This window comes from Streptomyces malaysiensis subsp. malaysiensis (assembly GCF_040653035.1).
GTDB classification, from domain to species: domain Bacteria; phylum Actinomycetota; class Actinomycetes; order Streptomycetales; family Streptomycetaceae; genus Streptomyces; species Streptomyces malaysiensis.
Window position 1 is genome coordinate 212,914 of sequence record NZ_JBEZNG010000012.1, and the last position, 18,495, is coordinate 231,408.

The following is an 18,495-nucleotide window of genomic DNA, read 5'->3' on the forward strand; positions in this document are numbered from 1 at the left end:
CGCGCTGTGATGAAGCTGGCCCAGTTCCTCCTGGCCCTCCTGGTGATGAGCGCGTTCATCATGGCGTTCGTGTTCACCGCCCGGAGGCTGCTGGGCCTGCGCATCGGGATCGTGCGCTCCCTGCTGGCCGGGCTGGTCAGCGTGGTGGGCCTGGCCGTCTTCAGCCTGCTGATGCAGCGCCCCGAGCAGCGCGGCATCCTCACCGGGGTGCAGTTCGGGTCCACGCTGGTGGTGACCACCGGCTTCCTGGCCGTCCTCGAAGTGGTGGCGCCCAGCGGCACGCTGGGCGGGCCGCGCGGCTGGGTGCGGTCGGTGCGCTCCCGGGTCGCCCGCACCCGCCGCTACTGGCACATCGTGTCCATCGCGATGCGGCACGGGCTGCGCCCCGGCAGGTACGGCGCGGTGCCCACCGTCGGCCGCGGGCCCGGCTCCGGGCGGATGGCCCGGCCGCTGCGGCTGGCGCTGGAGGAGGGCGGCGCCACCTTCGTCAAGCTGGGCCAGGTGCTGTCCACCCGCCGGGACCTGCTCCCGCCCGCGTTCATCGCCGAGTTGGGGCGGCTGCACCACCAGGTCTCCCCGGAGCCCTGGCAGGTGGTGGGGGAGGCCCTGGAGCGGGAGCTGGGCATGCCGCTGGACGAGGCGTTCGCGCACTTCGACCACGAGCCGATGGCGGCGGCGTCCATCGCGCAGGTGCACGCGGCACGGCTGCACTCGGGCGAGGAGGTCGTGGTCAAGGTGCGCCGCCCGGGGGTCCGGGAGGTCGCCGAATGCGACCTCCAGATCATTCTGCGGCTGGCCGGAACGCTGGAGCGGCGCGCCGGCTGGGCCCGTGCGCTCGGCGTGGTGGACCTGGCCGATGGATTCGCCACCTCCGTCCGTGAGGAACTGGACTTCCGGATCGAGGCCGCCAACCTCGCCACCGTCAGCGCCGCGTGGACCCGGCGCTCGGAGGGCACCGGCATCCGGCTGCCCAGGGTGTACGAGGAGTGGTCCGGCGAGCAGGTGCTGGTCATGGAGCGGCTCTCCGGCACCCCCATGGGCTCGGCCACCGCGGTGCTGAAGGGCACCCCGGAGGAACGCCTGGCGCTCGCCAGGAAGGTGATGGTCAACATGTTCCACCAGGTGATGTCCGACGGCACCTTCCACGCCGATCCGCATCCGGGGAACATCCTGCTGCTGGACGACGGCGCCATCGGGGTGATCGACTTCGGCTCGGTCGGCCGGGTCGACGCCCAGGTCCGCTCCGGACTGCGGTCCCTGCTCTTCGCGCTTAACAGTCAGGACCCGGCCGCCCTGTGCGACGCCCTGCTGGAAGTGGTCACCCGGCCCGAGGAGATCGACGAGCAGCGGCTCCAGCGGGAGCTCGGCCGCTTCCTGTCCCGCTACTTCGCGCCCGGCTCCACCCCCAGCGTGCAGATCTTCACCGATCTCTTCCGGCTGGTCCAGCGGCATGGGCTGACCATCCCGCCCGAGGTCGCGGCCGTCTTCCGGGCCCTGGGCACCCTCGAGGGCACCCTGATGCTCATCGCCCCGGGCTTCGTCATGGTGGAGGAGGCCCGGACCTTCGCCGACGGGGGCTTCGCCCGTGCCGGCGGCGATCCGCTGGGCCAGCTGATCAGCCCGACGGATGTGATGGCCGCCTGGGAGCTGCTGCGCAGACTGCCCCGGCGGCTGGACCGGGTCACCAGCGCGCTCGAACAGGGCCGGCTCGGCGTCGGCGTGCGGCTCTTCGCCAACGCCCGCGACCGTACGTACATCAGATCGCTGGTGCATGAGATCCTGCTGACCTTCCTCGCCGCCACCAGCGGGGTCATGTCGGTGATCCTGCTCAGCATCGACGGCGGTCCGGTGGTCGTTCCCGGAATAGGGCTCTTCCAATTGCTCGGCTATCACCTGCTGGTGGTCGCCGGAGTGATCGGCCTGAAAGTGCTTTTCCTCATTTCGCGCGGCGGCGCGCGTAACTGACGCGTCATTGAATGGCCGCCGGGAATGGTTACCGGGCGGTATTCCGTGATATTGGCAGCATGGTGATATCGCCCTTGAGGGGCCCGGTGCCCCTGGCTATACAGGAGCCATCCACCGCTGAAAAGGATGGACATGACTTCTGTCGGCCATGCCCCCGAAAAGCTGATGTCCCTGCCGGCCCTGCTCGCCAGGCGCGCCGCCGAAAACCCGGACGGCCTCGCCTACTGCTATCTCCGCAACGGCGAGGACCCGGACGACCGGGTCACCTACGCGGAACTCCGGCGCCAGGCCCTCGTGCGCGCGGCCGAACTCCGCCGCCGGGACATGCGCGGCCGCGGTGCCGTCCTGATGTACCCCACCGGCCTGGAGTTCGTCCGCGCCTGGCTCGGCTGCACCGCCGCCGGGGTCATGGGGGCGCCCGTACAGGTGCCCAGGAACGGCCAGGCGCTGCGCCGGCTGCGCTCCGTCGCCGATGACTCGGGCACCACCTGGGTCCTCACCACCGCGGAGACCCGCGACCGGCTGCTGGCCGACTTCCCCGGCGCGCCCGAGCTGCGCGGTCTGGAACTGCTGGCCACCGATGAGTTCCCGGAAACGGCGACGGCCGGGGAGCCGCCGCCCGCCGCCGGACCGGACGATGTGGCGCTGCTCCAGTACACCTCCGGCTCCACCGGCACGCCCAAGGGCGTGATGGTCACCCACCGCAACTTCTGGCACAACGCCGCCGAGACCGACGCCCTGTGGCCCACACGGGGCGGCACCGTCGTCTCCTGGCTTCCGCTCTTCCACGACATGGGGCTGCTGTTCGGCGTCGTGCTGCCCCTGTGGGCGGGAATCCCCTCCTACCTCATGGGCCCCGAGGCGTTCGTCCGCCGCCCGGCCCGCTGGCTGGAGGCCCTCTCCCGGTTCCGCGGCACCCATGCCGCGGCCCCCAACTTCGCCTACGACTTGTGCGTACGGGAGGCACCCCCCGCGCCGGGCTGCGATCTGTCCGCCTGGCGGGCGGCCGTCAACGGCGCCGAGCCGGTGCGGCTCCACACCGTCCGGGCGTTCATCGAGGCGTTCACCCCCTACGGCCTGGACCCGCGCGCGGTCTCGCCGGGATACGGCCTCGCCGAACACACCCTCAAGATCAGCGGCAGCGGCCCCGGCGAACCGCCGCGGGCCCTCACCCTCTCGCCCGCGGACCTCGGCGAGGGACGGGTCACCGAGACCACGGACGCCGCCGCGGTGCCCGTGGTCAGCTGCGGCCGCACCATCGGCGGCACCCGCGTGCGGATCGTGGACCCCGCCACCGGCCGGGCGGCCGCCCCCGACCGGGTGGGCGAGATCTGGGCCACCGGCCCCTGTGTGGCGGCCGGATACGCGGGCCGTGAGCGGGAGAGCGAGGAGACCTTCCGGGCCCGGATCGCCGACGACGCCGACACCGCGGCGTTCCTGCGCACCGGCGACATCGGCTTCGTCCGCGACGGCGAGCTCTATGTCACCGGGCGGCTCAAGGACCTCCTCGTCGTCAAGGGCCGCAACCACTACCCGCAGGACCTGGAGTACTCCGCCGAGCGCAGCCACCCCGCGCTGCGCCCCGCGTCCGCGGCCGCCTTCGCGGTCGACCGGGGCGACCGGGAGGCCCTCGTGGTGGTGATCGAGGCGGACGGCCGGGCGCTGCGCGCGGCCGGCCACGACGTGCTGGTCAGCGCCGTACGCGAGCGGGTGCGCAGCGACCACCGGCTGGAGGCCGAGGACGTCGTCGTCATCCGCCGCGGCACCCTGCCCAAGACCACGAGCGGCAAGGTGCGCCGCGGCACCTGCCGCCAGCAGTACGTGGACGGCACCCTCGTACGGGTGGGCGGAGGCCCGGCATGACCGGGCGTCAGGGCCACCCCGGCGCGCGCATCCTGGGGCTCGGCGGCTACCGTCCCGCCCGCACCGTGCCCAACGAGGAGCTGTGTGCCCGGCTGGACTCCTCCGACACCTGGATACGGCGCCGGTCGGGCATCGTCAGCAGGCGCCACGCCGGGCCGGACGAGACGGTGATCGCCATGGCCGCGCACGCCGGGGGCAAGGCCCTGGCCGACGCGGGCGTGGCCCCGGCCGACGTCGACACCGTGCTGCTCGCCTCGATGTCCTACCTGTACCAGAGCCCGGCCGCGGCACCCCAGGTGGCCTCGGCCCTCGGCGCGCGATCCGCCGCCGCCTTCGATGTGCACGTCGCCTGCGCGGGCTTCTGCTACGCCCTCGCCGTGGCGGACGGGCTGATCCGCGCGGGCACCTCCCGCCGGGTGCTGGTGATCGGCTCCGAGCGGATGACCGACATCGTCGACCCGGACGACCGGGGGGCCGCCTTCCTCTTCGCGGACGGCGCGGGCGCGGTGCTGGTCGGCCCCGCCGCCGAACCCGGGATCCACTCCGTGGCCTGGGGCTCCGACGGGGAGCAGCACGGCCTCATCGCCCACCAGGAGCCCTGGACCGCCGTCCGGGACGCGGACCGCCCCTGGCCGTATATGCGGATGGCCGGGTCCGAGGTGTTCCGCTGGGCGATCAGGGAGGTGCCGCGCACGGCCGCCGCCGCCCTGAGCCGGGCGGGCGTCACGGCGGACCAGCTGTCCGCCTTCATCCCGCACCAGGCCAATCTGCGCATCACCGAGGCCGTGGCCAAGGCGCTGGAACTGCCGCCGCATGTGGTGGTCGCCGACGACATCAGATCCGCGGGCAACACCTCCGCCGCGTCCGTCCCGCTCGCCATGGAGGCCCTCAGGGACCGCGGGGCGCTGCCCTCGGGGGGACTCGCCCTGCTGGCGGGGTTCGGCGCGGGGCTCGCGCACGCCGCGCTGGTGGTCAATCTGCCGTGACGGGCCGCCCCGGCCGGGCCCGCCGGCCCAGCCGCAGGGCGGTCAGGCCGTACAGGACCCCGCCGAGCATGAAATAGGCGTCGACGCAGACCCCCGACCAGATGGTGTACGCGGAAGGGTGGGCGTCGCCGGTGATCTGCTCGTACGTCAGCCCGGTCAGGCCATGGGACGCGAGGCCGGTGGAGCGCAGCGCCGTGTCCAGCAGCCCGGCGCCGCCGCGCACCGCCACCAGCGCTGCGCCGGTCCACAGGCAGAACAGCGCCGCCCGGCGCGGGATCCGCCGCCCCCACGGCCGGGTCAGCGCCAGCGGCAGCACGATGCCCACCGCGAACATGCCGACGATGACCGCGCCCTGGATCCGGTCGCCGGTGCTGGTGGCCTCCGGCACCACATCGGGCGCGTCGCCGAGTCCGAACCGGCCCCCGGCGAACCAGTAGACATGCATCGCGGTGAAGACGACCGCCCAGCCGAAGGCGGCCAGGGCGGCCCGGCGCGGCTCCGGCGCCGGCCCCGCCCCGGCGGCCGTTCCCGATCCGGTCACGCGCCGGCCCGCGCGCGCCGCGGCACGGCCTCGACCGCGTCGGCCGCCGCCGCGGCGCCGCCCTCCGCGACGATCTCCGCACGCAGCTTCGCCAGCCGCAGGGGCACCTCGGGGTCGGCCGACACCCGCTCCACCGCCTCCCGCAGCTCATCGCCGGTGACGCCCTCGAAGGGCACCCGTACGCCGATGCCCAGCTCGTCGATCACCCGGGCGTTCTCCATCTGGTCGAACCCCATGGGCACGGCCACCATCGGAACGCCGTGCTGGACCGCCTCCATGGTGGAGCCCATGCCCGCGTGGGTGATGAACACCGCGGCCTCGGCCAGGACCTGGAGCTGCGGAACCTCGGCGATCAGCTCGAAGTGCGGGGGCAGCGGTCCGAAGTCCGCCGGGTCCAGATGCCTGCCGATCGACATCACCACATGCCACGGCGAATCGGCGAACGCCTCCGCGCACTCGAAGAAGACCCGCTGCACCTCGGGCACCTCGGGTGCGACCGAGCCGAACGCGATCAGCAGCACCGGACGGCCCTCCGCTGGCGGCCGCCAGGGCGCCTGGTGGTCCTGTCCGCGCACCACGGGGCCCACGAAGGTGTAGGCGTCGCCGAGTTCGTCCGCGTCGGCCTGGAAGGCCCGCGGGATGGTGACCACATAGTGGTCGGCCCGGCCGACGTAGAGGAACTCCTCGATGGTCAGGTCCATCCCGCCCGCGTCCAGGAAGCGCTGGAACTCGTCCCGGTAGGCCAGCCACGCCGGATCGTCCGCCACCGAGGCGTAGAACGGGGCCAGGTCGCGCTCGTAGGTGTTGCTTGACACCCGGGTCGGGGAGAGCCGCACCGCCGGGACGTCCCAGCGCCCGGCCAGGATCTGGGCGGAGAGCGCGGCGTAGTCGTAGAGGATCAGATCGGGGCGGTCGTCCTCGAACGCGGCGGTCTGCTGCGGCAGCACCGCGACCGCCTCCCGCAGGAAGAGCGAGGACATCGCGACCACATCGCGGATGGGGAACCGCTCGCCGCGGCTCGCGTCCGGGAAGGTGGTCCGGTAGAGCACCGGCTCGGCCCCCGTGGCCCGCACCGCCGCGGCGTGCCCCTCGTCGATGGAGAAGCTGACCCGGTGCCCCCGCTCGACCAATTCGGCGCAGAGCGCGAGATTCGGATTCACATGACCGTCCGCCGGGATGTTGAACATCGCGATGTGCAGCGGTCGCGCATTCTCCGGAATTCCCTCCGGAAGGCCCGGACGAGAGACGCTCACGGATAACTCCTCTTCCGCCATCCGGACGCCTCAGATGGCCGGTTGACGTCATGTGGTGAATTCGATGCTAGGAAAGCCGGGCAGCACGGTCGAGTGCGCAGTCAGCTTCCTGCCAAGGGTTCCGGGGATCCCTTGCGGGGCTGTCTGCTTCGCCCTTGTCTGAGACCTGCGTCACGGTCTCCGAAAAGGATTCGCGGGCGGCCTGATCACTCTCGGGAGGGGCTGATTGAGATGATTTCCCAAAAGATACTCGACGGTAGAAGCGAATTGATGTCCGGGCCGGGGGAGGACCGGGATCAGCACGCCCGGGAGCTGGCCGCCGTGGTGCTCGCCGCGGGCAACGGCGAGCGCATGGGACCCGGCCCCCAGAAGGTGCTGCGCGAGGTGGGCGGCCGGGCCATGCTCGGCCATGTCCTCGACGCCGTGGCCGAACTCGCCCCGCGGCGCACGGTCGTGGTCACCGGACACCACCGCACGGACGTCGAGGAGTACCTCGCCGCCCGGTTCGCCGACGCCGCGCCCGCGCCGGAGACCGCCGTCCAGGAGCACCAGGGCGGCTACGGGCACGCCCTGCTCACCGCCGTGAACCGGCTCCCGGGCTTCACCGGGACCATCCTGGTCAGCTGCGGGGACGCGCCGCTGCTCACCGGGGACACCCTGGCCCGGCTGGTCGCCGAGCACGAGAAGGCGGGCAACGCCATGACCCTGCTGTCCGGCCGGCTGCCGGACACCACCGGCTACAGCCTGGTGCTCCGCTCCGAGGTGGGCGAGTACGAGGCCCTGCTGCCGCCGGACCGGGCCGACCGCCGCGAGCCCGGCGACGGCCCGGCGGGCGGACGGCTGCGCGAGGTGGGGGCGGGGGTCTACGCCTTCGACGCCGCCGCCCTGCGCGCGGCCTTCGACGACCTGCTGACGAGCGGCCGCACCTCCGGTGAGTACCTGGCCACCGTGCTCGACCACTTCACCGCGCACGACCTGCGCATCGGCATCACCGTCGCGGAGGACCCGGACGACATCCTGGGCGCCAACGACCAGGTCCAGCTGGCCCGGGTGCGGGCCGTCCTGCGCGACCGGATCAACCGCTGGTGGCTGGCGGCCGGGGTGGACATCGCCGACCCGGCGACGGCCTGGATCGACGTCGGCGCCAGGCTGGCGGCCGGAGCGGTCGTCCTGCCCAACACCCGGGTGCTCGGCGCCAGTTCGGTGGGGTGCGGCGCGGTGATCGGCCCGGACACCGAGGTGCGGGACTCCGTCGTGGGCGAGGGGGCGCTGGTGGAGCGGTCCACCGTGACCGCCTCGGACATCGGCGCGGACGCCCGGGTGCGGGCCTACTCGACCGTGTCCCGGTCCGGGATCGGCGCCGGTGCCGAGGTCACCGGCTCGGTGCTGGACCAGGCGGTCCTGGGGGCGTCGGCGCAGGTCGGCCCGTACGCCTATGTGCGCCCCGACACCCGGCTGGACGAGGCCGCCAAGGTCGGCACGTTCGTGGAGATCAAGAACTCCACGCTCGGCGCCGGGGCCAAGGTCCCGCATCTGTCGTACATCGGTGACGCGGACATCGGCGAGGGGAGCAACATCGGCGGCTTGTCCGGCTTCGCCAACTACGACGGCCGTAAGAAGTTCCGCTCCGTCGTGGGCCGCAACGTCCGCATCGGCGGCCAGAACGGGCTCATCGCACCGGTCACCATCGGCGACGGGGTCTACTCGGGCGCCCGCGCGCTGATCGCCGAGGACGTCCCGCCGGGCGCGCTCGTCATCTCCGAGGGGTCGCTCAAACAACGCAACATCCCCGGCTGGGTGCAGAAGAACCGGCCCGGCTCCGCGTCGGCGATCGCCGCGGCCATGGCCCAGGGCGAGACCGGGGAGCTGGAGACGGCCGACGGCGTCCGTCAGCGGGTCCCCCGCACCACCGAGCCGCCGGAGCCCCCCGCCGCGAACGAACCGTCCACCACCGATGACGAACGGTCCACGCCCTGATGCCCTCCCACATCCTCGTCGTCTCCCCGCACCTGGACGACGCCGCGCTGTCCGCCGGCAGCCGCATCCACCACCTGGCCGCCGAAGGCGCCGAGGTCACGGTCTTCACCATGTTCGCGGGCATCCCGCCGCTGCCGTACTCGCCCATCGCCGAGTACTTCCACTACACCTGGGGCCTGGAGACCGAGCCGATGGAGCACCGGCGGGAGGAGGACCGCAAGGCCATGGCCCGGCTGGGCGCCACCCCGCTCCACGGCGAGTTCCTCGACGCGGTCTACCGGCGGCGGCCCGACGGCGGCTGGCTCATCGACGTCGACGGGCCGATGGTGCAGGGCAGCGAGGCCGTCGAGCCCCAGCTCTGCGACCTGCTCATGCGCGCCGTGGCCGAGTTGGCCGAGCGGATCCAGCCCGACGTGGTCCTCACCAGCGCGGCGGTCGGCAACCACATCGACCACCGGCGCACCCGCGACGCGGTGGTCACCGCGCTCGCCGGGAAGGTCCCGGTGCGGTGCTGGGAGGACCTCCCCTACGGGCTGCGGGGCAGTGACATCCCCCCGCTTCCGGACGGCCGCGCCCTGCTGGACCCGGTGGCCGAGACCGCGGGGGAAGCCTCCTGGGCCGCCAAGTACGAAGCGATCGAGTGCTACCGCTCGCAGCACTCCATGCTCTGGCCGCCCGACGCGGACTTCCGGCACCTGTTCGACGCCCATGCCACGAGCCACGGCGGTGGGGCCCCGGCCGAGCTGTTCCGGCCGGTCGGCCCCTGACCGACCGGACCCCCGCCACACACACCGGTGGCCCTCCGCGACGCCGTGCGAAGGGCCACCGAGGCGTTCCGGCCGTCGCCGGAAGGTCGGGTCACACCCGTACGGTCTCGCCCGCCGCGTCGGGCTCCTCGGTCCGCCCCGGGCCGGAGGCGCCGGGCGCGGCGGGGGAGTCGTGGCGGTGGTTGGGCCACCACGCCTTGGAGCCGAGCATCGCGGTCACCGTGGGCACCAGCAGCAGCGCCATGATGAACGCGGTGAGCAGGATGCCGAAGGCGACGGCGAAGCCCATCTGCTGGAGCATGGTGTTGCTGGCCAGCATCAGCACACCGAAGGTGCCCGCCAGGATGATGGCGGCGGAACCGATCGTCGGCGCCGACTGGGCCACCGCGAGCCGCGCCGCCTCGGCCGGCGACTTGCCCTTGCGGACCTCCTCCCGCAATCGGGCCACCATCAGGATGTTGTAGTCCGTACCGATCGCGACCACGAACAGATAGACCACGATCGGCAGCATGAAGAGCAGCCCGTTCTCGCCCCTGACGTCCTGGAACAGCCAGACCGTCGAACCCAGGGTCGCGGCGAAGCCGAGACCCACGGCGAGCATCAGATACAGCGGTGCCACCACGCTGCGCAGCAGCAGGCCGAGGATCACCATGATGGCCAGGCCCGCGACCGGGAACACCAGCCGGTAGTCGTGGTTGACCGCGTCCTCGATATCGGCCAGCACCGCGGTCGTCCCGCCCACCAGGGCCTTGGTGCCGTCGGGCGCGGAGCTGTGCGCGGTGTCCCGCAGGTCCCCGGAGACCAGCTCGATGGCCTTCTCGGAGGCGGGCCGGTGCTTCAGCACGACGCTGAACTGGGCCACGTCGCCCTTGGGGTTGAGCCCGGCGGGGGAGACCTCGCCGACGCCCTCGACCCCCGCCAGCTTCTGCCGGAACCCGGTCAGCGCCGCGGGGTCCAGCTTGCCGCCGCCGTCCGACTGGACGTACACCAGGCTCGGGTCGGACTCACCGGCCGAGAAGCTCTTCTGGAGCTCCGCCATGGCCTGGACGGACTCCAGGTCCTTGGGCAGCGAGCTGTCGGTGTCGAACTCGGCCTTGAAGCCCAGCGCGCCCACCGCGAGGGCGGCCAGCACACAGGCGGACACCGTGGCGATCAGCCCGGGACGGCGTGAGACCAGGGAGCCGGTGCCGTTGGCCAGCCGGTTGCGGGGGGCCTGCTGCCACGCCTTGGACGGCCAGAACGCCTTCGTCCCCAGCAGCGAGAACACCGCGGGCACCAGGGTGAGGGCCGCCACCAGCGTCACCGCGACGGAGATCGCCAGCGAGGGGCCCATGGCGCGCATGCTGCCCATCGTCGACAGGGTCAGGGCGAGGAACGCCACGATGACCGCGCCGGCCGCCGAGGCGATGGTCTCGCCGACCCGGGAGACCGCGTTGACCAGGGCCTCCTTGGCCTCCTGGCCCTGGCGGAGGTGTTCGCGGTAACGGAACAGCAGGAACAGCATGTAGTCCGTGCCGACGCCGAACAGCACCACGATCAGGATCGCGGACACTCCGCTGTCGGCCTCGAGCCCGAACCAGTCGCTTGCGGTGGCGATCAGACCCTGGGCCATGATGAACATCACCAGGATCATCAGCACGGGCATGAACGCGATGAGCGGACTGCGGAAGATGGCGCCGAGCAGCACGATGATCAGGACCAGGGTGGCCATCATGATCATGGCGTCGGTGTCACCCTCGGACTCGGTGGCATCGAGGCCCGAGGCCGCCGGACCGGTCACATCGACCTTCAGCGAGGTGTCCTTCAGCAGCTTGTCGCGGTCCGCGCGCAGGTCCTTGATCGACTGCTGGGTGTCCTCGTCGTAGAGGTCCTTCTTGGTCGAGTAGATGTTGGCCAGCGCCATCTTGCCGTCCTTGGAGACGGCTTCGGGCGTGGTCACCACGGCCTTGAAGGTCTTGTACTGCTCGCCCTGGAACCCCTTGGTCGCCTTGATGACGGCGGCCTTGTCGGCCTCGGAGAGCTTGTTCCCGTCCGACCGCTGGTAGACCAGGATGGCCGCCGCGCTCTCCTGCTGCGGGAACGCCTGCTCCTGGATCTTGGACACCCGCACCGATTCATAGTGCGAGGGAAGGAAGTCGGCCTGGTCGGTGCTGGACTTCAGCGGTGGGGCAAGGATGGCCAGGCCGACCGCCGCGATGACCCACAACGCGACGATCAGCCATGGACGGTTGACGGAGAACCGTCCTATTCGCCCGAACATGACGCTCCTTAGGGATTTAAGGTTCCAGTAATAGGGCACGCTAGGACAGCCGTTCGGGCCGCACCATGTGTCCCCGTGGAAATCGGCCTGGGGGTTGAGGGCGGCTCCGCCAAAGGGTTTAGGGAGGCGGTCCGTGTATCAGCATCCGTGCTGATGGCGCCCTCCATGCCCCGGGCCGACGGCCACCGTCCGAGTCTCGGGTGCCACTGTGGAGGCGGGCCGTGAAGTGGGGCGGAACGACATGTTGTTGACAAAAACGGGGTGTGCGGCGGGCCGCCGTGGACCCGACACCTCCCGCCCCGTCCGCTTCCTGACACCACATCCCGTACGCCTGGTCACGACACCCCATCACGCCTCGTCAGGAGCGCCCCGAAGGGGGTCAGCGAAGGGCCGTCTTCGCGGCGTCGACGAACTCCGTGAGGGCCTGCCAGAACGGGCGGAAGGCGTCATGGAAGCGCTGCGGAGCATCCGGCTCACCCGAGCGCATCGCGCCCAGGGCGCGGTGGAACGGGCCGGTGGCCTTCTGTAGCGCGTTCGCGGCGGCGGCCGCGGCTTCCGGGCCCTCCAGTTCGACCACGCGCACACAGCGGCGCATCCTGCCGTACTCGTCGCGCTCGCGCTCGGCCAGTTCGTCCAGGAGGGCGGGGCGGCGCTCCGCCTCGCCGGTGCGCTGGACGGCGGCCACCTCCCAGTACAACTCGCCCATGCTGTGGGTCTGTTCGATCAGATCGAGATACGCGGTGCGGCGGCTGTCGCGCAGCCGCTCCACGCGCTGGGCGAGCGCCGCGGTGTCCGCCTGGATCCGGGCGGCCCGGGTGTTGCCGCGGCTGGTGACCCAGCTGGCCAGTACGGCGGTGCCGCCGGTGAGGGCCGCGATCCAGAACGTGTTGTCGGCCATGGCCCCCCGTATCGTCCGCCACTCCATGAGCGCTGGTCATCCGCCGTCCCTTGGTCATCATCGGCCACCGCGGCTATCCCCCGATGGTAGGAAGATACGGAAGGAGTAACGGTTCGGCGGTATGTGCCACAGATATGTTCCGGAGCATGAGCGCATCCGGGCTGCTGCCCGCCAGGACCCAACTGCGGCCCGTGGTCTCCGAGTTGAGGCTGTCAGCCTTCAAGGGCCACCGCCGTGCCGCCTTCCCGCTGGGCCCGCTGACCCTGATCTCCGGGCCGAGCGGCAGCGGTAAGTCCGGGGTGCTGGAGGCGTACGCGGCGCTCGCGCGGCTCGCGGGCGGCGCCCGGCTCACGGAGGTGTTCCGCGATCCGGCCGCGTACATCCCGCGCCGGGCGCGGCCGGACCGGCAGGGGCGGCGCGGCTTCCGCATCGGCTGCACCGTGGACGGCCCGGTCGGGCCCGTACGGCTCGATGTCGCCGTCCAGGCCGAGCCCGAACTGCGCATCGTGGGCGAGCGGATGACGGGGGCGGGGGAGACCCTGCTGGAGACGGCGCTGCGCGACCCCGGGCGGCGCTGTGTGCAGGCCGCCTGGCACACCGCGGGAGCGGTCGCGGTCACCCGCGCCCCGCTGCCCGACGACCGGCTGGCCACCTCGCTGCTGCCGCTGCGGGTCGCGGGCACCACGGAGGGGCAGCGGCTCGCGCTGGCCGCCGCCGAGCAGGTGGTCATCGCGCTGCGCTCGGTCTTCCCCTGCGATCCGCGGCCGGAGCGGATGCGGGCGTCCGCGGTGCCCAGGGACGGGCGGCTGCGCGGCTGCTGCGAGAACCTGGCCGCGGTCCTGCGGCGCACCAGCCGCGAATGCGGTACGCGGCACGCGGCGCTGGTCGCGGCGGTCCGGGCGGGGTGCGCGGGACCGGTCGAGGGCCTGGTCACGGAGGGGCGCGCGGACGGGGTGGTGCGGGCCCTGGTCCAGCAGGGGGAGTTCGGCGCGATGCCCGTGGAGCGGCTGGGCGACGGCGAGCTGCGCTATCTCGCCCTCGCGCTCGTGCTGCTGACCGGGCCCGGTGTGCTGGCCGTGGACCCGGCGGCCGATGTGCTCCCCGCGCGGCAGGTGCTGACGGTGCTGGCCGATGGATTCGACCGGTGTCTGGACCGGCGGCAGGCGCGGGAGCTCCTGGGGGTGGCGGCCCGGATGTGCGCACGGGGGCACATCCGGCTCGTGGGGACGGTGGGGGACGTGACGGGGGCGGTCGGGGACGCCCCCGTCACGGTGGTAAACCTGGGGCGTGAGCGAGTCCTATGAGAGCGAGCGACGAACCGACGGCCTGGATGTGGCGGTGTTGCAGCGCAGGCTGGCCGCCTTCGCGGCGGCGCGCGACTGGCAGCAGTACCACACCCCCAAGAACCTCGCGGCGGCGCTGAGCGTCGAGGCGTCGGAGCTGGTGGAGATCTTCCAGTGGCTGACGCCCGAGCAGTCGGCGCGGGTGATGGAGGACAAGGGCGCGGCGGCCCGGGTCGAGGACGAGGTCGCCGATGTGCTGGCCTATCTGCTCCAGTTCTGCGAGGTGCTGGGGATCGACGCGCTCGCGGCGCTCTCGGCGAAGATCGACCGGAACGAGGGGCGGTTCCCGGCGAACGGGGGGCGCTGAACGGCGGACGGGGGCGCTCATCGCGACGTACGGGGGCGCTGATCGCGAAGGGCGGCGAGGCGCTGATCGTGAACGGGGGCTTTGGCGGTGAATGGGGGGTCTGGCGGTGAACGGGGGACTATGGCAGTGAACGGGCGGTGTGGCGGTGAACCGTGATCTCGCCTGTCCATAGAGCGTTTAACCCCGCATTTCGTCACTCTCCGTAGTGAGAAAGTTATCCACACCGCAACTGTTGTCAACAGATTCCTGAATTCCCCTAGCTTTTCTGCCTGTTAATCATCACTCTGGGTAGTGGAGGAGTGACGGGCTCGGAAGTCCGTTGAGAGGGGTGCGGGGAATGGACGCGATGCGGCTGATCGGTGTCACCCGGCACGCCCTGGCAAAGGCCGGGAGCGTGCACGACATCGTGGCCGAAGCCTGGCAGGTTCAAGCGTTGGCCGAAGCGGTCGGCGGATATTTCGTGGTGAGCGGCCCGGCGGCCGCGCGAGCGGAGGCGCGCGGTCTGTGCGAGGCGGGCGGGCGGGCGCGCGGCGCCCTCTTCCGCCCGGCGCTGCACCACCCCACGCTGCGCGGCGGCGGTTTACGGGCCGCCCAGCTCTCGGAGGTGCGCGATCCGAGAGGGGTGCTGCTGGCGCTGGGGGAGCTGCTCGCGGAGGCGGGCTTCGCGCTGGTCGGGGTCGCCTCCAACACCGAGGAGGAGGCGTTGTACTGGCAGTGCGTGGAGGCGATCGACGCGGCGGACGAGGCCCGGGACCGGGTGCACGGAATGCTGCGGCATCTCACCTTCCGCGAATGGGGTGGGGAGTGGGGTGGTGCCGCGTGAAGAGGCAGGATGGGTGGCATGGATCTTCGCATCTTCACCGAGCCCCAGCAGGGGGCGACCTACGACACCCTGCTCACCGTCGCCAAGGCCACCGAGGACCTGGGCTTCGACGCCTTCTTCCGGTCCGACCACTATCTGCACATGGGAAGCGTGGACGGCCTCCCGGGTCCGTCCGACGCCTGGATCACCCTGGCCGGGCTGGCCCGCGAGACCCGGCGGATCCGGCTGGGCACCCTGATGACCGCAGCCACCTTCCGGCTGCCCGGTGTGCTGGCGATCCAGGTCGCGCAGGTCGACCAGATGTCGGGTGGCCGGGTCGAGCTGGGCCTGGGCGCGGGCTGGTTCGAGGAGGAGCACCGGGCCTATGGGATCCCCTTCCCCAAGGAGAAGTTCTCGCGGCTGGAGGAGCAGCTGGCCATCGTCACCGGGCTGTGGCGGACCCCGGTCGGCGAGACCTTCGGCTATGACGGTGCCCACTACCAGCTGGTGGACTCCCCGGCGCTGCCCAAGCCCGCGCAGAGCAGGGTGCCGGTGCTGATCGGCGGCCAGGGGACCACCCGTACCCCGCGGCTGGCCGCCCAGTACGCGGATGAGTTCAATATGCCGTTCGCCTCGGCCGAGGACAGCCAGCGCCAGTTCGGCCGGGTGCGGGAGGCGGCCGAGGCCGCCGGCCGCAAGGGCGACGATCTGGTGTACTCCAACGCGCTGGTGGCGTGCGTGGGCAAGGACGACGCCGAGGTCGCCCGGCGGGCCGCGGCGATCGGCCGGGAGGTCGAGGAGGTCAAGGAGAACGGTCTGGCGGGCACTCCGGCCGAGGTCGTCGACAAGATCGGCCGCTATGCGGAGGCGGGCGCCTCCCGGATGTACCTCCAGATGCTGGACCTGGCGGACCTCGACCATCTGGAGCTGATCTCCTCACAGGTCCAGGCCCAGCTGGGCTGAGCGCACCACTAGGGTCTGTCGTCAAAGGGGGCGCCCGGCCGCGAGCGGCGTCTGGTGCGGTCGATCGCAAGGCGGAGCGTCGCCCTCGTACTGGGCGTACTCGGGTGACGCGACAACGCGGCGAGCGGCCGTGCCAGGCGTCGGGAGCAGGGCGCCCCCTTTGACGACAGGCCCTAGGAGCACCCGTGATGTCCGTACCCCGCACACCCTTGGCCGCCGCGCTTGAGCACGGGCCGCTCGTCCTCGACGGCGGGCTGTCCAACCAGCTGGAGGCACAGGGCTGCGATCTCTCCGACGAACTGTGGTCGGCCCGGCTGCTGGCCGATGACCCGGGGCAGATCGAGGCGGCCCACACCGCCTACGCACGGGCGGGCGCACGGGTGCTCATCACCAGCAGCTATCAGGCCACGTATGAGGGCTTCGCCCATCGGGGTCTGGGGCATGAGGAGGCCACGGCGCTGCTGAGGCGCAGCGTGGAGCTGGCGCGCATGGCCGCCGAGCGGGCGGCCGCGGAGCGGGCGGCCGTCGAGGGGGCGGAGGCGGGGCAGGCAGCTGTCGAGGGGGTGGAGGCAGGGCGGGCGGCCGTCGAGCGTACGGCGGCCGTGCGGGCGGCCGTTGAGCGGGCGGAGGCGGAGCGGGCGGCCGTCGAGGGGGCGGAGGCGGGGCGGGCGGAGGCGCGGGGGGCTGCCGTCGAGCGTATGGCCGTTGAGCGGGCGGCCGTTGAGCGGGCGGAGGCGGGGCAGACCGATCCGGGCGACGCGGGCCACGTGGGCGGCGGGGCCGCTGGGTCGGTGTGGGTCGCTGCCTCCGTGGGCCCCTATGGGGCCATGCTGGCGGACGGCAGCGAGTACCGGGGGCGGTACGGACTGAGCGTGGCCGAGCTGACGCGGTTCCACCGGCCGAGGATCGAGGCGCTGGCCGCGGCCGGACCCGATGCGCTGGCGCTGGAGACGGTGCCGGACGCCGATGAGGCCGCGGCGATGCTGAGCGCCGTCGAGGGCTGTGGGGTGCCGGTCTGGCTCTCCTACAGCATCGCGGGGGAGACCACCCGGGCCGGGCAGCCGCTGAGGGACGCGTTCGCCCTGGCCGCGGGGGTCGACCAGGTGATCGCCGTCGGCGTCAACTGCTGTGAACCGGGCGACGCGGACCGGGCCGTGGAGATCGCGGCCGGTATCACCGGCAAACCGGTGGTGGTCTATCCGAACAGCGGAGAGGAGTGGGATGCCGCGGCGCGGAGCTGGCGCGGCCGCTCGACCTTCGACCCGGGGCGGGTGCGGGCATGGCGGGACGCGGGGGCGCGGCTCATCGGCGGCTGCTGCCGGGTGGGGCCGGAGCGGATCGCGGAGCTGGCCGCCGTGGTGAGAAGCCATTAGGCGAGGGAGGGCCGCGGGGCGATACCCGGACGGGTGTTCTTGACCGTAAACGCTCGAGGCCGTAAACGCTCGAGGCCGTAAACCCCGTCCTTCAGCGCGGGGTTGGGCCGGTATCGGGCCCGCAGGGCCTGGCGGCCCAGGTCCCGGGGTTCCGGCCGCCGGGTGTCAGGCGGCCGGTGCGCGCGATGCCCGGGCCCGGAACGCGCGGCGGTAGTCGTGGGGCGGCACCCCCACCGCCCGGGTGAAGTGGCGGCGCAGATTGGCCGCCGTCCCCAGCCCGCACAGCTCCGCGATCCGGTCCACCGGCAGATCGCCGCCCTCCAGCAGCTCCCGGGCGCGCCCGATCCGCTGGCCCTGGAGCCAGCGCAGCGGTGTCGTGCCCGTGGCGGCGTGGAAGCGGCGGGCCAGGGTGCGTGGGCTGGTGTGGGCGCGGCGGGCGAGGTCGGCCACGGTCAGCGGTTCGTGCAGCCGCTCGGCGGCCCAGTGCAGCAGCGGGGCGAGCGAGTCGTCGGTGCGCTCGGGCAGCGGCGCCTCGATGTACTGGGCCTGGCCGCCCGGCCGGTGGGCGGGCGCGACGAGCTGCCGGGCCAGGGTGTTCGCCACCTCGGTGCCGTAGTCCTCGCGCACCAGATGCAGACAGACGTCGATACAGGCCGTGGAGCCCGCCCCCGTCAGTACATCGCCGTGGTCGACATAGAGCACGGACGGATCGAGCCGTATGGCCGGATAGCGCTCGGCGAACAGCGCCGCGTACATCCAGTGGGTGGCCGCCGTACGGCCGTCGAGCAGTCCGGTCGCGGCGAGGGTGAACGCGCCCGAGCACAGCGACACGATGCGGGCGCCGCGCCGATGGGCCTCGCGCAGCGCGTCGACCAGCTCCGGCGGCGGATCGCCGCGCACATCGGCCGAGGCCGGGACGATCACTGTGTCGGCCGTGAGCAGCTCCTCGGTGCCGTACGGGGTGTGGGCGGCGAACCACGAGCGGGCGGCGACCGGGTCACCGGCCCCCTCACCGCCCGGTCCGATCGCACAGACCCGCAGCTCGTACCAGGGGTCGGGGAGCCCGGGGCGATCGGTGCCGAAGACATGGCAGGGCACCGCCAGATCGAAGATCGGCATGCCCGGGACGACGGCGAGGGCGATGGATCGCATGGCAGAAATGTAGCGCATGCTGTCACTCTTGCCACTCGTTGCGCC

The 18,495-nt window shown here is 72.5% G+C and carries 15 protein-coding genes; 10 read left to right on the top strand and 5 right to left on the bottom strand.

Annotated elements, in window-relative coordinates; all coding sequences use genetic code 11:
- The first annotated feature begins 9 nt into the window (after window positions 1-9).
- The 3 genes from AB0E24_RS24455 to AB0E24_RS24465 all read left to right on the top strand — a co-directional run bounded on the left by AB0E24_RS24455 (window position 10) and on the right by AB0E24_RS24465 (window position 4,814).
- Window positions 10-1,965: an ABC1 kinase family protein gene (locus tag AB0E24_RS24455; protein WP_359379876.1), complete on the top strand. Its 1,956-nt coding sequence runs from the start codon at window positions 10-12 to the stop codon at window positions 1,963-1,965.
- A gap of 132 nt (window positions 1,966-2,097) precedes the next feature.
- Window positions 2,098-3,828 (top strand): fatty acyl-AMP ligase, encoded by a 1,731-nt coding sequence (locus AB0E24_RS24460; protein ID WP_359379879.1) that lies wholly within the window; start codon window positions 2,098-2,100, stop codon window positions 3,826-3,828.
- Window positions 3,825-4,814, top strand: coding sequence for a beta-ketoacyl-ACP synthase III (locus AB0E24_RS24465; RefSeq protein WP_347237458.1), 990 nt, complete (start codon window positions 3,825-3,827; stop codon window positions 4,812-4,814). The genes AB0E24_RS24460 and AB0E24_RS24465 overlap by 4 nt, the downstream gene beginning before the upstream one ends.
- Here AB0E24_RS24465 and AB0E24_RS24470 read toward each other — a convergent pair.
- Together AB0E24_RS24470 and AB0E24_RS24475 are read right to left on the bottom strand one after the other, a co-directional pair.
- Window positions 4,801-5,355, bottom strand: a complete 555-nt coding sequence (locus AB0E24_RS24470; protein ID WP_102937097.1) for a DUF3995 domain-containing protein — start codon at window positions 5,353-5,355, stop codon at window positions 4,801-4,803. The two genes, AB0E24_RS24465 and AB0E24_RS24470, sit on opposite strands and share 14 nt — an antisense overlap.
- Window positions 5,352-6,608, bottom strand: a complete 1,257-nt coding sequence (locus tag AB0E24_RS24475; protein WP_359379883.1) for a macrolide family glycosyltransferase — start codon at window positions 6,606-6,608, stop codon at window positions 5,352-5,354. The genes AB0E24_RS24470 and AB0E24_RS24475 overlap by 4 nt, the downstream gene beginning before the upstream one ends.
- 270 nt (window positions 6,609-6,878) lie before the next feature.
- Here AB0E24_RS24475 and AB0E24_RS24480 point away from each other — a divergent pair, with 270 nt between their 5' ends.
- Both AB0E24_RS24480 and AB0E24_RS24485 read left to right on the top strand, forming a co-directional pair.
- On the top strand, window positions 6,879-8,585 hold the full coding sequence (locus tag AB0E24_RS24480; protein WP_359379885.1) for a bifunctional UDP-N-acetylglucosamine diphosphorylase/glucosamine-1-phosphate N-acetyltransferase GlmU: 1,707 nt from the start codon (window positions 6,879-6,881) through the stop codon (window positions 8,583-8,585).
- Window positions 8,585-9,352, top strand: a complete 768-nt coding sequence (locus AB0E24_RS24485; RefSeq protein WP_347236663.1) for a PIG-L deacetylase family protein — start codon at window positions 8,585-8,587, stop codon at window positions 9,350-9,352. Before AB0E24_RS24480 ends, AB0E24_RS24485 begins: the two co-directional genes overlap by 1 nt.
- 91 nt (window positions 9,353-9,443) lie before the next feature.
- Here AB0E24_RS24485 and AB0E24_RS24490 read toward each other — a convergent pair whose 3' ends face one another.
- Both AB0E24_RS24490 and AB0E24_RS24495 read right to left on the bottom strand, forming a co-directional pair.
- The gene (locus AB0E24_RS24490) at window positions 9,444-11,612 is read right to left on the bottom strand and encodes an MMPL family transporter (RefSeq protein WP_359379889.1); all 2,169 of its coding nucleotides are present in this window, start codon (window positions 11,610-11,612) and stop codon (window positions 9,444-9,446) included.
- Between the two features lie 379 nt (window positions 11,613-11,991).
- Window positions 11,992-12,510, bottom strand: coding sequence for a hypothetical protein (locus AB0E24_RS24495; protein WP_102937092.1), 519 nt, complete (start codon window positions 12,508-12,510; stop codon window positions 11,992-11,994).
- A 146-nt stretch (window positions 12,511-12,656) separates the two neighbouring features.
- Here AB0E24_RS24495 and AB0E24_RS24500 point away from each other — a divergent pair, with 146 nt between their 5' ends.
- The 5 genes from AB0E24_RS24500 (at window position 12,657) to mmuM (ending at window position 17,298) form a co-directional block, all read left to right on the top strand.
- On the top strand, window positions 12,657-13,814 hold the full coding sequence (locus AB0E24_RS24500) for an AAA family ATPase (protein ID WP_069867946.1): 1,158 nt from the start codon (window positions 12,657-12,659) through the stop codon (window positions 13,812-13,814).
- Window positions 13,798-14,160: a nucleotide pyrophosphohydrolase gene (locus tag AB0E24_RS24505; protein ID WP_069867771.1), complete on the top strand. Its 363-nt coding sequence runs from the start codon at window positions 13,798-13,800 to the stop codon at window positions 14,158-14,160. Before AB0E24_RS24500 ends, AB0E24_RS24505 begins: the two co-directional genes overlap by 17 nt.
- Window positions 14,161-14,497: 337 nt before the next feature.
- Window positions 14,498-14,983, top strand: coding sequence for a DUF6099 family protein (locus tag AB0E24_RS24510; RefSeq protein WP_079259275.1), 486 nt, complete (start codon window positions 14,498-14,500; stop codon window positions 14,981-14,983).
- Window positions 14,984-15,001: 18 nt separating this feature from the next.
- Window positions 15,002-15,925: an LLM class F420-dependent oxidoreductase gene (locus AB0E24_RS24515; protein WP_359379896.1), complete on the top strand. Its 924-nt coding sequence runs from the start codon at window positions 15,002-15,004 to the stop codon at window positions 15,923-15,925.
- 188 nt (window positions 15,926-16,113) lie between these two features.
- Window positions 16,114-17,298, top strand: coding sequence for a homocysteine S-methyltransferase (gene mmuM / locus AB0E24_RS24520; RefSeq protein ID WP_359379898.1), 1,185 nt, complete (start codon window positions 16,114-16,116; stop codon window positions 17,296-17,298).
- Window positions 17,299-17,463: 165 nt separating this feature from the next.
- Here the strand turns inward: mmuM and AB0E24_RS24525 are convergent, their stop codons facing one another.
- Window positions 17,464-18,468: a GlxA family transcriptional regulator gene (locus tag AB0E24_RS24525; protein WP_435865315.1), complete on the bottom strand. Its 1,005-nt coding sequence runs from the start codon at window positions 18,466-18,468 to the stop codon at window positions 17,464-17,466.
- Window positions 18,469-18,495: the final 27 nt, after the last annotated feature.

Bases quoted from the DNA above. Each gene is read 5' to 3' on its own strand.
- AB0E24_RS24500 (WP_069867946.1), top strand. From the start codon at position 12,657: ATGAGCGCATCCGGGCTGCTGCCCGCCAGGACCCAACTGCGGCCCGTG.
- AB0E24_RS24490 (WP_359379889.1), bottom strand. From the start codon at position 11,612: ATGTTCGGGCGAATAGGACGGTTCTCCGTCAACCGTCCATGGCTGATC.
- AB0E24_RS24525 (WP_435865315.1), bottom strand. From the start codon at position 18,468: ATGCGCTACATTTCTGCCATGCGATCCATCGCCCTCGCCGTCGTCCCG.
- AB0E24_RS24460 (WP_359379879.1), top strand. From the start codon at position 2,098: ATGACTTCTGTCGGCCATGCCCCCGAAAAGCTGATGTCCCTGCCGGCC.
- AB0E24_RS24465 (WP_347237458.1), top strand. From the start codon at position 3,825: ATGACCGGGCGTCAGGGCCACCCCGGCGCGCGCATCCTGGGGCTCGGC.
- AB0E24_RS24455 (WP_359379876.1), top strand. From the start codon at position 10: ATGAAGCTGGCCCAGTTCCTCCTGGCCCTCCTGGTGATGAGCGCGTTC.
- AB0E24_RS24480 (WP_359379885.1), top strand. From the start codon at position 6,879: ATGTCCGGGCCGGGGGAGGACCGGGATCAGCACGCCCGGGAGCTGGCC.
- mmuM (WP_359379898.1), top strand. From the start codon at position 16,114: ATGTCCGTACCCCGCACACCCTTGGCCGCCGCGCTTGAGCACGGGCCG.
- AB0E24_RS24495 (WP_102937092.1), bottom strand. From the start codon at position 12,510: ATGGCCGACAACACGTTCTGGATCGCGGCCCTCACCGGCGGCACCGCC.
- AB0E24_RS24510 (WP_079259275.1), top strand. From the start codon at position 14,498: ATGGACGCGATGCGGCTGATCGGTGTCACCCGGCACGCCCTGGCAAAG.
- AB0E24_RS24515 (WP_359379896.1), top strand. From the start codon at position 15,002: ATGGATCTTCGCATCTTCACCGAGCCCCAGCAGGGGGCGACCTACGAC.
- AB0E24_RS24485 (WP_347236663.1), top strand. From the start codon at position 8,585: ATGCCCTCCCACATCCTCGTCGTCTCCCCGCACCTGGACGACGCCGCG.